This is a genomic window from Saccharothrix tamanrassetensis (assembly GCF_014203665.1).
Lineage (GTDB): Bacteria > Actinomycetota > Actinomycetes > Mycobacteriales > Pseudonocardiaceae > Actinosynnema > Actinosynnema tamanrassetense.
In genome coordinates, this window is the sequence record NZ_JACHJN010000002.1 from 415,347 (window position 1) to 428,928 (window position 13,582).

A 13,582-nucleotide genomic window follows, 5' to 3' on the forward strand; every position below is an offset into this window, starting at 1 on the left:
TTCCCTCAGATGTGAGGTCGCGTCGGTGTCTGGACCGAGTCATTCCGACCGGCCGCGGGCCGCTCGGAATCACGAGGGAAGACGCCGACTCCAGGCGACCGAACCGCCTCGGCGGAGCCGAGGCGATCCAACACAGTGGGAGAGCCACGCGCTGGCTCATTCACCACGGCTGATCCACTCTTAAGGACAGAAGCATGAAGCGCAGCAAGGCGTACAAGAACGCTGCTGAGCTGGTGGACCGGGAGCGGCTGTACTCGCCGCTGGAGGCCGCCAAGCTCGCCAAGGAGACGTCCAAGGTGAAGCTGGACGCGACCGTCGAGGTCGCCATCCGGCTCGGCGTCGACCCCCGCAAGGCCGACCAGATGGTCCGCGGCACCGTGAACCTGCCGCACGGTACGGGCAAGACCGCCCGCGTGATCGTCTTCGCGACCGGCGACAAGGCCGCCGAGGCCGAGGCCGCCGGTGCGGACGCGGTCGGCTCCGAGGACCTGATCGAACGCATCCAAGGCGGCTGGCTCGACTTCGACGCCGCGATCGCCACCCCCGACCAGATGGCCAAGGTCGGTCGCATCGCCCGCATCCTCGGCCCGCGCGGCCTGATGCCGAACCCGAAGACCGGCACCGTGACGCCCGACGTCACCAAGGCCGTGGCGGACATCAAGGGCGGTAAGATCAACTTCCGCGTCGACAAGCAGGCCAACCTGCACATCGTCATCGGCAAGGTGTCGTTCGAGCCGGACAAGCTGGTCGAGAACTACGCCGCGGCGCTGGACGAGATCCTGCGGGCCAAGCCGTCGGCGGCCAAGGGCCGGTACCTGAAGAAGGTCACCGTCTCCACCACGATGGGCCCCGGCATCCCGGTCGACCCGAACCGCACCCGCAACCTGCTGACCGACGAAGCCACCGCCTGATCCCAGCTTCGCCCAGCTCGAAGAAGCCCCCGGCACCTCGGTGCCGGGGGCTTCTCGCGTACGGGGGCTGCTCCCGTACCGGGCTCAGCCGGTCAGGCAGTCGGCGGGTTCCGCCTGGTAGCCGGTGATCACCCAGGTCTTGTTGTCCTGCATGGAGAGCACGAACCGGCCCAACCGCGGACCGCCGGTGACCTGGAGTTCGCACGAGCTCACCTCGACGCTGCCGCCGTTGGGCACGGCGCGCATGTCGGCGGGGAAACCGAGCTGGCGGTACTGGGCGCTGTTGGTGACCTGGCCGGAGAGCTGGTGGACCGCGGACTCGCAGTCCTTGGCGCGGAAGGCTTCGGTGAAGTTCTTCTTGGCCTGGTCCTCGCTGAACAACAGGCACGCACGGCCCGCGTCGTCGTTGATGACGTGCTTGTAGAACAGGGCGACCGTGCCCTGGAGGCCGTACGGGGTCTGCGGCGCGATCACGTTCCCCTTGTCGCCGCCGCTGTCCACCGCCACGTCGCCCGGCGTGGGCCCGCCGAAGTACTTGTCGTAGAAGTAGCCCAGCAGCAGGAGCACCACCACCAGGTAGACGAGGCGGCGGAAGAGCTTGCTGCCCAGCAGGACCTTCCACACCGGCTTGCGCGGGGGCTTGGCCGGTGCGGCGGGCGGCGGCGTGGTCGGGTGAGGTGTGGTCGGGTGAGGTGTGGTCGGCGGGGGTGGGGACGTGCCCGGTGGGAGGGCGGGGGTGCCCTGGGCCTGCTGGAAGCGCTGGTACTCCTGGAACCGTTGGAACTCCTGGAACTGCCTGAGCTGTTCCGGGTCGATGTCCGGCGGCGGCGGGTTCCTCGGTGGCTCTTCGGTCACGGGTCACATCATGCCGATTTGGAGCCGTCGGGACACATCCCGTACGCTGAGCGCTGGTTCCACCGAAGACCGCTGGTCTTCCCGCACCCTCCGGGGTGGGGGAACGAAGGGTTCGCACGGCGAACGGCCCGCGCAGGAGGACGAGGTCAGTGGGGCACGCGAGTGCCCGTCCGCCCCGTGCTGCTGTGCACCGGGGCGTTTTTCATGCCCTCTCTTCGGCCGGCTGGTGGTCACCCCACAGCCCAGAGAGGAGGCGATCATGGCGAAGCCCAGCAAGGTCTCGGCCGTCGCCGAGCTCACGGACAAGTTCCGCGGTAGCTCGGCTGCTGTCGTCACCGAGTACCGCGGCCTCTCCATGGCGCAGCTCACCACGCTGCGTCGCGCTCTCGGCGCGGGCACCACGTACACCGTTGCGAAGAACACGCTGGTCAAGCGGGCCGCTCAGGACGCGGGCGTCGAAGGTCTGGAAGACCTGCTCGTCGGTCCGACCGCCATCGCCTTTGTCGAAGGCGAGCCGGTCGACGCGGCCAAGGCGCTGCGTGACTTCGCGAAGGACAACAAGGCCCTGGTCATCAAGGGCGGCTTCATGGAAGGCCGCCCCCTCTCGGTAGACGAGGTCGCCGCGATCGCGGACCTCGACAGCCGCGAGGTGCTGCTCGCCAAGCTGGCGGGCGCGATGAAGGGCAACCTGGCCAAGGCCGCGGCGCTGTTCAACGCCCCGGCGTCCCAGGTGGCCCGCCTGACCGCTGCCCTGGTGGAGAAGAGGACCGCGGAGGCGCCCGCCGCCGCCGAGTCCGACGCTCCGGCAGAGGCAGAGGCCCCCGCCGAAAGCTGATCCACCCGACAAACTCCGCGTCCCGGCCGCAGTTCGGGCGTTGACAACGAAAGGACCGCCGATCATGGCGAAGCTCAGCACCGACGAGCTGCTCACGGCCTTCGAGGACCTGACCCTCCTGGAGCTCTCGGACTTCCTGAAGAAGTTCGAGGAGAAGTTCGAGGTCACCGCCGCCGCACCGGTCGCCGTCGCCGCTGCCGGCCCGGCCGCCGCCGCCGCCCCCGCCGAGGAGGAGAAGGACGAGTTCACCGTCGTCCTCGAAGGCGCCGGCGACAAGAAGATCCAGGTCATCAAGGTCGTCCGCGAGGTCGTCTCGGGCCTGGGCCTGAAGGAGGCCAAGGAGCTGGTCGAGTCCGCTCCGAAGCCGCTGCTGGAGAACGTGGCGAAGGACGTCGCCGACGCCGCCAAGGAGAAGCTGGAAGCGGCCGGCGCCAAGATCTCGCTCAAGTGAGCTGAGCGCCTCCGGGCGCTCCGACACTCGAACGGCTCGGCAAGAGGGCGGATCCCCACCTCGGGGATCCGCCCTCTTGTCCTGTCCGCACCCCCGCTGACCGGCACCTTCGCCGGCGCGGAGCACCGGATACCGGCGTCGTCGCACGGTTACCCTTCCGTTACACCGCTAACCCAACTGGGCAGTAACTACGGCGCGACGGGCTCGTTGCACCGGTATGTCGTCCTGCCGCGCGGGGCGAGCCCAGGCGTGGTGGCCCGGTGAGCTGGAGGTGCGATGGGCGTCGAGGTGGTCGTCGACGGACTGACCAAGTCCTTCGGCAAGCAGACCATCTGGCGGGACGTCACGCTCACCCTGCCGCCCGGCGAGGTCAGCGTGATGCTCGGTCCCTCCGGCACCGGGAAGTCGGTCTTCCTCAAGTCGCTGGTCGGGTTGCTGAAGCCGGAGCGCGGCCGGATCACCATCAACGGCACCGACCTGGTGCGCTGCTCCGAGCACAAGCTGTACGAGATCCGGAAGCTGTTCGGCGTCCTGTTCCAGGACGGCGCGCTGTTCGGCTCGATGAACCTCTTCGACAACGTGGCCTTCCCGCTGCGCGAGCACACCCGCAAGACCGAGGCCGAGGTCCGGCGGATCGTGCTGGAGAAGATGGAGATGGTCGGTCTCGTCGGCGCGGAGAAGAAGCTGCCGGGCGAGATCTCCGGCGGGATGCGCAAGCGCGCCGGCCTCGCCCGCGCCCTGGTGCTGGACCCCGAGATCATCCTGTGCGACGAGCCGGACTCCGGTCTGGACCCGGTGCGCACGGCGTACCTGAGCCAGCTGCTGATCGACCTGAACTCGCAGATCGACGCCACCATCCTGATCGTCACGCACAACATCACGGTGGCCCGCACGGTCCCGGACAACCTGGGGATGCTGTTCCGCCGCGAGCTGGTCATGTTCGGGCCCCGCGAGGTGCTGCTGACCAGCGACGAGCCGGTGGTCGAGCAGTTCCTCAACGGCCGCAGGCTGGGTCCGATCGGCATGTCCGAGGAGAAGGACCAGGCCACCATGGCCGCCGAGCTCGCGCACAAGGAGGCGGGCCACTCGGACGGTTCCCCGGACGCGGACGTGCGCGGTGTCGTGCCGCAGTTGGAGCCGACGCCCGGGCTGCCCCCGCGCGGTGCCGTGCGACGGCGCAAGGACCGGGTCATGAGCATCATCCACACGCTGCCGCCGGACGCGCAGCAGGGCATCATCGCCAGCCTCACGCCCGACGAGCAGCGGCACTACCAGGTGTCGGCCGGGGTCGGCCCGGACACCGCGACGGTGCCGGACACCACGCGGCACACGCCCAGTCCGTGGCCCAGGCAGGGGGGCGTGCTGTGAGTTCCCCGACCACCTTCCCCGGCGCGGGCGCCCTGCGGGAGACGGGCCGGATGTTCGCCCTCGGCGTCGACGTCACCCGCAACGCGTTCCGGCGGCCGTTCCAGCTGCGCGAGTTCATCCAGCAGTGCTGGTTCGTGGTCAGCGTGACGGTGCTGCCGACGGCCCTGGTGTCGATCCCGTTCGGCGCGGTCATCGCGCTGCAGATCGGGTCGCTGACCCGGCAGATCGGGGCGCAGTCGTTCACCGGCGCGGCCAGCGTGCTGGCGATCATCCAGCAGGCCAGTCCGATCGTGACGGCCCTGCTGATCGCGGGCGCGGGCGGTTCGGCGATCTGCGCCGACCTCGGCTCCCGCAAGATCCGCGAGGAGATCGACGCCATGGAGGTGCTCGGCGTCTCGCCGGTCCAGCGCCTGGTGGTGCCCCGGGTGCTCGCCGCGATGCTGGTGTCCGTGCTGCTCAACGGCATGGTCAGCGTCGTCGGCGTGATGGGCGGCTACTTCTTCAACGTGATCCTCCAGGACGGCACGCCCGGCGCGTACCTGGCCAGCTTCTCCGCGCTCGCGCAGCTGCCGGACCTGTGGATCTCCGAGATCAAGGCGCTGATCTTCGGCTTCATCGCGGGCATCGTGGCCGCCTACCGCGGGCTGAACCCGGCGGGTGGCCCGAAGGGCGTGGGCGACGCGGTGAACCAGGCCGTGGTCATCACGTTCCTGCTGCTGTTCTTCGTGAACTTCGTGCTCACCACGATCTACCTCCAGGTCGTCCCGGCGAAGGGGAGCTGAGGTGACCACGGTGAACGACCGGTTCCGCAAGGCCGCCAACGCGCCGCTGACGCTGCTGGACACGTTCGGCGACCAGCTGTGGTTCTACCTGCGCGCCCTGGCGTGGACGCCCCGCACGCTGCGCCGCTACCTGCGGGAGACGCTGCGGCTGCTGGCGGAGGTGAGCTTCGGCTCCGGCGCGCTGGCGGTCATCGGCGGCACGATCGGCGTGATGGTCGGCCTGTCGGTGTTCACCGGCACGGTGGTGGGCCTGCAGGGCTTCACGGCGCTGAACCAGATCGGCACGTCGGCGTTCGCGGGCTTCGTGTCGGCCTACTTCAACACCCGCGAGATCGCGCCGCTGGTCGCCGGTCTCGCGCTGAGCGCCACGGTCGGCTCCGGGTTCACCGCGCAGCTCGGCGCGATGCGGATCTCCGAGGAGATCGACGCGCTGGAGGTCATGGGCATCCCCAGCATGCCGTTCCTGGTGACCACGCGGATCATCGCGGGCTTCGTCGCGATCATCCCGCTGTACGTGATCGGCCTGCTCACCTCGTACCTCGCCGCCCGAGTGATCACGGTCGAGTTCTACGGGCAGTCGGCGGGCACCTACGACCACTACTTCAACCTGTTCCTGCCCCCGGTCGACGTGCTCTGGTCGTTCGGCAAGGTGCTCGTCTTCTCCGTCGTGATCATCATGACCCACTGCTACTACGGCTACCGCGCCAGCGGCGGCCCGGCGGGCGTGGGCGTGGCGGTCGGGCGGGCGGTGCGCACCGCGATCGTCACCACCAGCCTGCTGGACTTCTTCCTGAGCATGGCGATCTGGGGTACCACGACGACGGTGAGGATCGCCGGATGACCGCCGACGTGCTGTTCCCCGCGGAGGTGGCCGGATGATCAGGCGACGGCTCCTGGGCGTGGTGTTCCTCGCGGTGATCGCGCTCTTCCTCACCCTCACCGTGGCGCTCTACAACGACGCCTTCACCGAGGTCGTGAAGGTGACGCTGAAGACCGACCGGGTGGGCAACCAGCTGCTGCCGGCCTCGGACGTGAAGGTCCGGGGCATGGTCGTCGGCGAGGTCAAGCAGATCCGCACGGCCGGCGACGGCGCCGAGCTGGAGCTGGCGCTGCACCCCGACCAGGTCGAGCACATCCCCGGCAACGTCTCGGCGCGGCTGCTGCCCAAGACGCTGTTCGGCGAGCGCTACGTGAACCTGGTGCTGCCGGCCGAACCGGACCCGGCGGACCACCTGGACGAGGGCGACGTCATCGAGCAGGACCGCTCCAGCAGCGCCGTCGAGCTGGAACGCGTGCTGGACGACCTGATGCCGGTGCTGCAGGCGGTGCAGCCGGAGAAGCTGGCCACCACGCTGACCGCGATGTCGCAGGCGCTGGACAACCGGGGCAGGCCGCTGGGGGAGACGCTGGTGCGGCTCGACTCCTACCTGGGCGAGCTCAACCCGCAGCTGCCCGCGCTCAAGGAGGGCATCAGCCGGCTCGCGGACGTGTCCGACGTGTACGCCGACGCCGCGCCCGACCTGGTGCAGGCCCTCAGCGACGCCACCGCCACCAGCCGCACGCTGGTCGACCAGCGGGACAAGCTGCTGACCATGTACGGCTCGCTGACCACCACGGCGGTCGACCTGAACAGCTTCCTCGCGGTGAACAGGAACAACCTGATCCAGCTGGCCGACGTGTCCCGGCCGACGCTGGAGCTGCTCGCCAAGTACGCGCCCGAGTACCCGTGCCTGCTCAAGGGCCTCACCGAGTTCAAGCCGATCATGGACCAGGTGTTCGGCAAGGGCACCGACGAGCCGGGCCTGCACATCACGCTGGAGATCACCGCGAACCGCGGCAAGTACGAGCCGGGCGAGGACGAGCCGGAGTACGCCGACAAGCGCGGCCCGCGCTGCTACGACATCGTGCCGCGGCCGGACCCGTTCCCGCAGTACCCGCCGGAGGGCGTGGTGAAGGACGGTTCGACGCCACCGCCGCCCGCGCGGGTCGCGAACGACGGCGTGCTGCCGCCCTCGACCGGCGTCATCGGGATGGACGGCACCACCTCGCCGTCGTCGTCCGGCGGCTTCCAGGCGCCGAGCCTGGCGAACTCGCCGGAGGAGCAGGACTTCCTGGCCGCGCTGCTGGCGCCGCAGTTCGGGGTGCGGAAGTCGGAGATGCCGAGCTTCACGGCCCTGCTGCTGGGCCCGCTGTACCGGGGAGCGGAGGTGGCGGTGTGAGGTCCCTGGTCGCGCCGCTGGTCAAGCTGACGATCTTCGCGGTCGTCACGGTCCTCGCGACGACGCTGCTCGCGGTGACCATCTCGAACGCGAGCTTCTCCGGCGCGTCCACGTACACGGCCCGGTTCACCGACGTGACCGCGCTCAACGAGGGCGACGACATCCGCATCGCCGGTGTCCGGGTCGGGCAGGTGGACGGCATCGAGGTGGTGGACCGGCGGATCGCCGAGGTGGAGTTCTCCATCGAGGGCGACCGCAGCCTGCCCGCCTCGGTGACCGCCACCATCAAGTACCGCAACCTGGTGGGCCAGCGGTACATCGCCCTGGAGCACGGCGTGGGCGACGCGTCCGCGCTCCGGCCCGGCGACGTGATCCCGTTGGAGCGCACCAAGCCCGCGCTGGACCTGACCGTGCTGTTCAACGGGTTCAAGCCGCTGTTCCAGGCGCTGGACCCGGAGGACGTGAACCAGCTGTCCGGCGAGATCATCAAGGTGCTGCAGGGTGAAGGCGGCACCATCGACAGCCTGCTGCGGCACACCGCGTCGCTGACCTCCACGCTGGCCGCGCGGGACCAGGTCATCGGCGAGGTCATCGACAACCTGAACTCCGTGCTGGACACCGTCAACGGTCGCACCGACCAGGTGTCGACGCTGGTCACCACGCTCCAGGAGCTGACCACGGGCCTGGCCGGCGACCGGCAGCCGATCGGCGAGGCGATCAGCGCGCTGGGCGACCTGACCGACACCACGGCGGGCCTGCTGAACGAGTCGCGGCAGCCGCTCAAGGACGACATCGCGAACCTCGGCCTGGTGTCGCAGACGCTGGCCGACAACGAGGCGGTCGTGGAGGGCGTCATCCAACGCCTGCCGAACAAGATCGAGGCCATGGCGCGCACCGCGTCTTACGGCTCCTGGTTCAACTTCTTCCTCTGCGAGGGCAGCGGGCAGGTCTCCGTCCCGCCGATCATCAACGACCCGATCCCGATCACGGCGCTGCCGGTGACGCAACCGAGGTGTCGCCCGTGAGGTCCGGGACAGCTCGCGCGGAACGCAATCCGGTCACCACCGGCGCGGTCGGCCTGACCGTGATCGCACTGCTGCTGCTCAGCGCGTTCTACTACGACGACCTGCCGATCATCGGCGGCGGCACCACGTACTCGGCGGAGTTCACCGAGGCGGCGGGTCTGGTGCCGTCCAACGAGGTGCGGGTCGCGGGCGTGAAGGTCGGCAAGGTGACCGACGTCGAACTGGCCGGCGACAGGGTGCTGGTGTCGTTCCGGGTGAAGGACGCCTGGCTGGGCGACCGGTCCACCGCGACGATCCGGATCAAGACGTTGCTGGGCCAGAAGTTCCTGGCGCTGGACCCGCAGGGGTCGCAGCCGCTGGACCCCCGCGAGCCGATCCCGCGCGACCGCACGCTGTCCCCGTACGACGTGCAGGAGGCGTTCAACGGGCTGGCGACCACGGTCGGCCAGATCGACACCAAGCAGCTCGCGGACAGCTTCCGGGTGCTGTCGGAGACCTTCCAGGGCTCGGCGGACAGCGTCCGGGGCGCGTTGGACGGCCTGTCCGCGCTGTCGAAGACGATCTCGTCGCGGGACGAGCAGCTCGCGCGGCTGCTCGACAACACCAGGCAGATCACCAAGACCCTGTCCGACCGCAACGAGCAGTTCGAGAAGCTGCTGGCGGACGGCAACCTGCTGCTCGGCGAGCTGCGCAAGCGCAAGGACGCGATCGGGGCGCTGCTCACCGGCACCCGTGAGCTGTCCAAGGAGCTGTCCGGCCTGGTGTCGGACAACAACGCGCAGCTCAAGCCGGCGCTGGAGCAGCTGGACCGGGTGTCCACCATGTTGCAGCGCAACCAGGACGCGCTCAGCCGCGGCCTGGCGCTGATGGCCCCGTTCTACCGGGTCTTCGCGAACACGCTGGGCAACGGCCGGTGGTTCGACGTCTACATCTGCGGCCTGCTGCCGCCGTCGGTGAACCTCGGCGTGGTCGGTTTCAACGAAGAGGGCTGCCTGCCCCCCGGCGTGCGGCGTTCTCCTTCCGGGGGTGGGAACTGACATGGCGGCGACTCGGGTGGGCCGCGACCTCGGACGGGCGTTGGCGATCGGGTGCGTGCTCGCACTCGTCGCGGTGGCGGCGATGTGGTGGGCGTTCTCCGACACGAACAGCCGCCGGGTGACCGCCATGTTCGGTGCGGCGGTGGGTGTCTACCCCGGCTCGGACGTGCGGGTGCTCGGCGTGCGGATCGGGTCCATCGAGGACGTGCAGCCGCAGGGGCCGCTGGTCAAGGTCACCATGGCGATCGACCGGACGGTGCAGGTGCCCGCGAACGCCCAGGCGGTCGTGGTCGCGCCCAGCGTGGTGTCCGACCGGTACGTGCAGCTGGCCCCGGTCTACACCGGCGGTCAGGCCATGGGCGACAACGCGACGATCCCGCGCGAGCGCACCGCGACCCCCGTGGAGCTGGACGAGCTGTACGCCAGCCTGGACCGGCTGACCACCGCTCTCGGCCCGAACGGGGCGAACAAGGACGGCGCGCTGTCCGAGCTGCTGGACTCGGCCGCGAAGGGCCTGGACGGCAACGGCAAGGCGCTCGGCGACACGATCAAGCAGCTCGGCGACGCCACCCGCACGCTGTCCGGCTCCCAGGACGACCTGTTCGGCACCGTGGACAACCTGCAGAAGTTCACCGGCATGCTGGCCGCGAACGACAGCCAGGTCCGCGACTTCAACCGGCAGCTCGCCGACGTCGCCGGGTTCCTCGCCGACGAGCGGGAGAACCTGGCGGGCGCGCTGACCGAGCTGGCCTCCGCGCTGGGCCAGGTGCAGGGCTTCATCAACGACAACCGCGCGGTGATCAAGTCCAACGTGGACAGGCTGACCGGCATCACGCAGGTGCTGGTGGACCAGCGGGCGGCGCTGGCCGAGACGCTGGACGTGGCACCGCTGGCGCTGGGCAACCTCCAGAACGCGTACAACGCGGCGTCCGGCACGCTGGACGTGCGCGCCGACATCAACGAGCTGAACCAGCCGCCGATCGTGCTGGTGTGCAAGCTGATCCAGTCCGTGGAGCCGGGCAGGGTGCCGCTGCCGCTGTCGCAGACGTGCGAGCAGCTGGAGCCGGTGCTGTCCGGCGCGGTGCCGTTGAAGACGCCCGCCGAGGTCATCGGCGACCTGTCCCAGGGCAGGCTCCCGCTGCCCCTGCCACTCGCGGGGGTGCCCCGGTGATGATCAGGCGACTCGCCCTGCTGGCGTCCGCCGGGCTGCTCCTCGCGGGTTGCGGCTCGGGCGGCTTCGACGGCGTCTACAACATGGCCCTGCCCGGCGGCGCGGACCTGGGCGACCGGCCGTACGCGGTGAAGGTGCGGTTCAAGGATGTGCTCGACCTGGTCCCGCAGGCGGGCGTGAAGGTCGACGACGTGCCGGTGGGCCGGGTGGACCGGATCGACCTGGCCGCCGACGGCTGGACCGCCGAGGTGACCGTGCTGGTCAACGGCGGGGTGAAGCTGCCCGCGAACGCGATCGCCAAGCTGCGCCAGTCCGCGCTGCTCGGCGAGAAGTACGTGGAGCTGGCCAAGCCCGCCGAGGGCCGCGAGGAGGGCACGCTGGTCGACGGCGCGACCATCCCGGTGGACCGCACCAACCGCAACCCCGAGGTGGAAGAGGTCTTCGGCGCGCTGTCCATGCTGCTCAACGGCGGCGGCATCGCCCAGTTGCAGAACATCAGCCGCGAGCTGAACGCCGCGCTGGAGGGCAACGAACCGGAGATCCGCTCGCTGCTGACCAACCTGAACACGCTGGTCGGCGAGCTGGACGGGCACAAGACCGAGATCACCAGGGCGTTGGACGGCATCAACCGCCTCGGCGGGACGCTCGACGCCCAGCGCGACCGGATCACCGGCGTGCTGGACGACCTGGAGCCGGGCCTGAAGGTGCTCAGCGAGCAGCGGACCCAGCTGGTGACCCTGCTCCAGTCGCTGGACGCCCTGTCCGACGTCGCGGTGGACACGGTGAACCGGTCGAAGGACGACATCGTGGCCGACCTGAAGGCGCTGACGCCGACGTTGCGGAAGCTGGTGGAGGCGGGCACGAACCTGCCGAACGCGCTCGAGCTGCTGCTGACCTACCCGTTCCCGGACTCGGCGGTCGACGGCATCAAGGGCGACTACACCAACCTGTACGCGGACATCGACCTGAACCTGGGCAACGTGGTGGACAACCTGGGCCGGTCGCGGCAGAGCCCGCTGCCGTCGCTGCCCGGCATCGACGGCAACGCGCCGTCCCTGCCGCTGCCGCTGCCCAACCTGCCGCTGCCCGGGGTGGGGAGCAGCACCGGCCTCGGTGACCTGCTCGGCGGACTGCTGGGAGGTGGTCGGCGGTGATCCCGCGCCGGATCAAGCTCCAGATCGGCGTGTTCGTGCTGGTCGCGCTGGTCGGGGTGAGCTACGTGGGCGCGCGGTACGCGGGCCTGGGCCGGTTGTTCGGCTCGTCCGGGTACGTGGTGACCATGCAGCTCGTCGACTCCGGCGGCGTGTTCACCAACGCCGAGGTCACCTACCGGGGCGTCGCGGTCGGTCGGGTCGGCCAGATGCGGCTGACCTCCGACGGCCTGGACGTCGAGCTGGACATCGACCCGAGCGCGCCCCGCATCCCGGCCGACCTGGAGGCCGTGGTCGCGAACCGCTCGGCGGTGGGCGAGCAGTTCGTGGACCTGCGCCCGCGCACCGAGGACGGCCCGTACCTGGCGGCGGGCACGGTCATCCCGAAGACCGCGACCAAGACCCCGCCCCCGGTCGACGGCCTGCTGTCCAACCTGGACGCGTTCGCCAAGTCCGTGCCCACCGACTCGCTGCGCACCGTCGTGGACGAGCTGGACCAGGCGTTCAACGGCACCGGCCCGGACCTCCAGGTGCTGCTGGACAACACCCGCGCGTTCACCCAGGCGGCGACCGAGCACCTGCCGCAGACCAAGGCGCTGCTCAACGACGGCTTGGTGGTGCTCAACACGCAGGCGTCCCAGGGCAGCGCGATCCGGTCGTTCAGCACCGACCTGAGGGCGTTGGCCGAGCAGCTGAAGAACTCCGACGCCGACCTCCGGCAGCTGATCGGGATCTCCCCGCAGGCAGCCGAACAGGTCTCCGAGCTGCTCCGGGAAACCGGGCCGAACCTGGGCGTGGTGGTGGCGAACCTGCTCACCACCGGCAACATCCTGGTCACCAGGCTGGACGGGGTGGAGCAGATCGCGGTGACCTACCCCATCGCGGTGGGCGGCGGGTTCAGCGTGGCGAAGGGCGACGGCACCGGCGCCCACTTCGGACTGGCCGTCAACGTCTTCGACCCGCCCCCGTGCACCGTCGGCTACGAGGGCACCAGGATCCGCCAGGGCACCGACACCACGCCCGCTCCCTTGAACACCGGGGCGTACTGCGCGCTGGCACGCGGCAGCGCCACCGCCGTGCGCGGAGCGCAGAACGCGCCCTACGGCGGCACACCCACGACGCCCATCGGCGGCGAGACGTCCCAGCCGGGCCGGGAGCCCGTCGGTCAGCGCGCCGAAGCACCCGTGCTGACCAGCCTGGGCCAGCTGCTCGGACTGCCGGGCTGAGTCGGAGGACGTTGAGTTGGAGGACATCGTGCGACGTCGTTTCCTGCCGATCGCGGCCGTGCTGGCCGTGCTGGCCGCCGGCTACGCGGTGTGGGCCGGCGTGTCGTGGTGGAACTCGACGACCGACGACTCGGCGGCGTTCTCCCGGGAACGCGAGGAGGTGCTGCGGGTGGGACAGGTCGGCATCGCGAACTTCACGACGCTGGACTACAAGAAGGTCGACGAAGACCTGAACCGCTGGCTCGACTCGTCGACGGGGGAGCTCCGCACCGAGATCGAGACGGGCCGCGACAGCCGCCGCAAGCAGATCTCCGACGCCAGGACGGTCACCGTCAGCCGGGTCCTCGACGCGGCGGTCACCGACCTCGACACCAGGGCGGGCAAAGCCCACCTGATCGCCGTGGTCGAGACGACGGTGACCCCGGACGGCACCCAGCCGGTGAAGAAGGTCAACCGCTACCAGACGGACCTGACCCGCACCGACGCCGGCTGGAAGCTCAGCGCACTGGGCCCGGTAGCGGCCGGCGGCGCGTGACCAAGGATCGGACCGA

General features: G+C 70.0%; 14 protein-coding genes. 13 read left to right on the forward strand and 1 reads right to left on the reverse strand.

Translation table 11 applies throughout. The annotated features are described in order from the left end of the window. The first annotated feature begins 194 nt into the window (after positions 1 to 194). Positions 195 to 911, forward strand: a complete 717-nt coding sequence (gene rplA / locus FHS29_RS06895; RefSeq protein WP_184689330.1) for a 50S ribosomal protein L1 — start codon at positions 195 to 197, stop codon at positions 909 to 911. Positions 912 to 995: 84 nt separating this feature from the next. Here rplA and FHS29_RS06900 read toward each other — a convergent pair whose 3' ends face one another. Continuing rightward, a complete protein-coding gene (locus tag FHS29_RS06900; RefSeq protein WP_184689332.1) occupies positions 996 to 1,766 on the reverse strand; it encodes a hypothetical protein in 771 nt (256 codons plus the stop codon). 259 nt (positions 1,767 to 2,025) lie between these two features. On the opposite strand from FHS29_RS06900, the gene rplJ reads away from it, so the two are divergent. The 12 genes from rplJ to FHS29_RS06960 all read left to right on the forward strand — a co-directional run bounded on the left by rplJ (position 2,026) and on the right by FHS29_RS06960 (position 13,566). Then, positions 2,026 to 2,601: a 50S ribosomal protein L10 gene (rplJ, locus tag FHS29_RS06905; RefSeq protein ID WP_184689333.1), complete on the forward strand. Its 576-nt coding sequence runs from the start codon at positions 2,026 to 2,028 to the stop codon at positions 2,599 to 2,601. 64 nt (positions 2,602 to 2,665) lie between these two features. Then, a complete protein-coding gene (rplL, locus tag FHS29_RS06910; RefSeq protein ID WP_184689335.1) occupies positions 2,666 to 3,052 on the forward strand; it encodes a 50S ribosomal protein L7/L12 in 387 nt (128 codons plus the stop codon). Positions 3,053 to 3,328: 276 nt separating this feature from the next. Then, positions 3,329 to 4,420, forward strand: a complete 1,092-nt coding sequence (locus FHS29_RS06915; protein ID WP_184689337.1) for an ABC transporter ATP-binding protein — start codon at positions 3,329 to 3,331, stop codon at positions 4,418 to 4,420. 50 nt (positions 4,421 to 4,470) lie between these two features. Further along, positions 4,471 to 5,202, forward strand: coding sequence for an MlaE family ABC transporter permease (locus FHS29_RS06920; protein ID WP_246440076.1), 732 nt, complete (start codon positions 4,471 to 4,473; stop codon positions 5,200 to 5,202). 1 nt (position 5,203) lies between these two features. Beyond that, positions 5,204 to 6,043, forward strand: a complete 840-nt coding sequence (locus FHS29_RS06925) for an MlaE family ABC transporter permease (RefSeq protein WP_184689341.1) — start codon at positions 5,204 to 5,206, stop codon at positions 6,041 to 6,043. Between the two features lie 34 nt (positions 6,044 to 6,077). Next, entirely contained in the window at positions 6,078 to 7,421 is a 1,344-nt protein-coding gene (locus FHS29_RS06930; protein ID WP_184689343.1) for an MCE family protein, read from the forward strand. Beyond that, a complete protein-coding gene (locus tag FHS29_RS06935) occupies positions 7,418 to 8,446 on the forward strand; it encodes an MCE family protein (RefSeq protein ID WP_184689345.1) in 1,029 nt (342 codons plus the stop codon). Before FHS29_RS06930 ends, FHS29_RS06935 begins: the two co-directional genes overlap by 4 nt. Next, on the forward strand, positions 8,443 to 9,483 hold the full coding sequence (locus tag FHS29_RS06940; RefSeq protein ID WP_184689347.1) for an MCE family protein: 1,041 nt from the start codon (positions 8,443 to 8,445) through the stop codon (positions 9,481 to 9,483). Before FHS29_RS06935 ends, FHS29_RS06940 begins: the two co-directional genes overlap by 4 nt. A 1-nt stretch (position 9,484) precedes the next feature. After that, positions 9,485 to 10,654 carry an MCE family protein gene (locus tag FHS29_RS06945; RefSeq protein ID WP_184689349.1) on the forward strand — a complete coding sequence of 390 codons (1,170 nt, stop codon included), beginning with the start codon at positions 9,485 to 9,487 and terminating at the stop codon, positions 10,652 to 10,654. Next, positions 10,654 to 11,808, forward strand: coding sequence for an MCE family protein (locus FHS29_RS06950; protein ID WP_184689351.1), 1,155 nt, complete (start codon positions 10,654 to 10,656; stop codon positions 11,806 to 11,808). Before FHS29_RS06945 ends, FHS29_RS06950 begins: the two co-directional genes overlap by 1 nt. Beyond that, the gene (locus FHS29_RS06955; protein ID WP_184689353.1) at positions 11,805 to 13,031 is read left to right on the forward strand and encodes an MCE family protein; all 1,227 of its coding nucleotides are present in this window, start codon (positions 11,805 to 11,807) and stop codon (positions 13,029 to 13,031) included. The genes FHS29_RS06950 and FHS29_RS06955 overlap by 4 nt, the downstream gene beginning before the upstream one ends. 28 nt (positions 13,032 to 13,059) lie before the next feature. Further along, positions 13,060 to 13,566, forward strand: a complete 507-nt coding sequence (locus FHS29_RS06960) for an Rv1363c family protein (protein ID WP_184689355.1) — start codon at positions 13,060 to 13,062, stop codon at positions 13,564 to 13,566. The last annotated feature ends 16 nt before the right edge of the window (positions 13,567 to 13,582 follow it).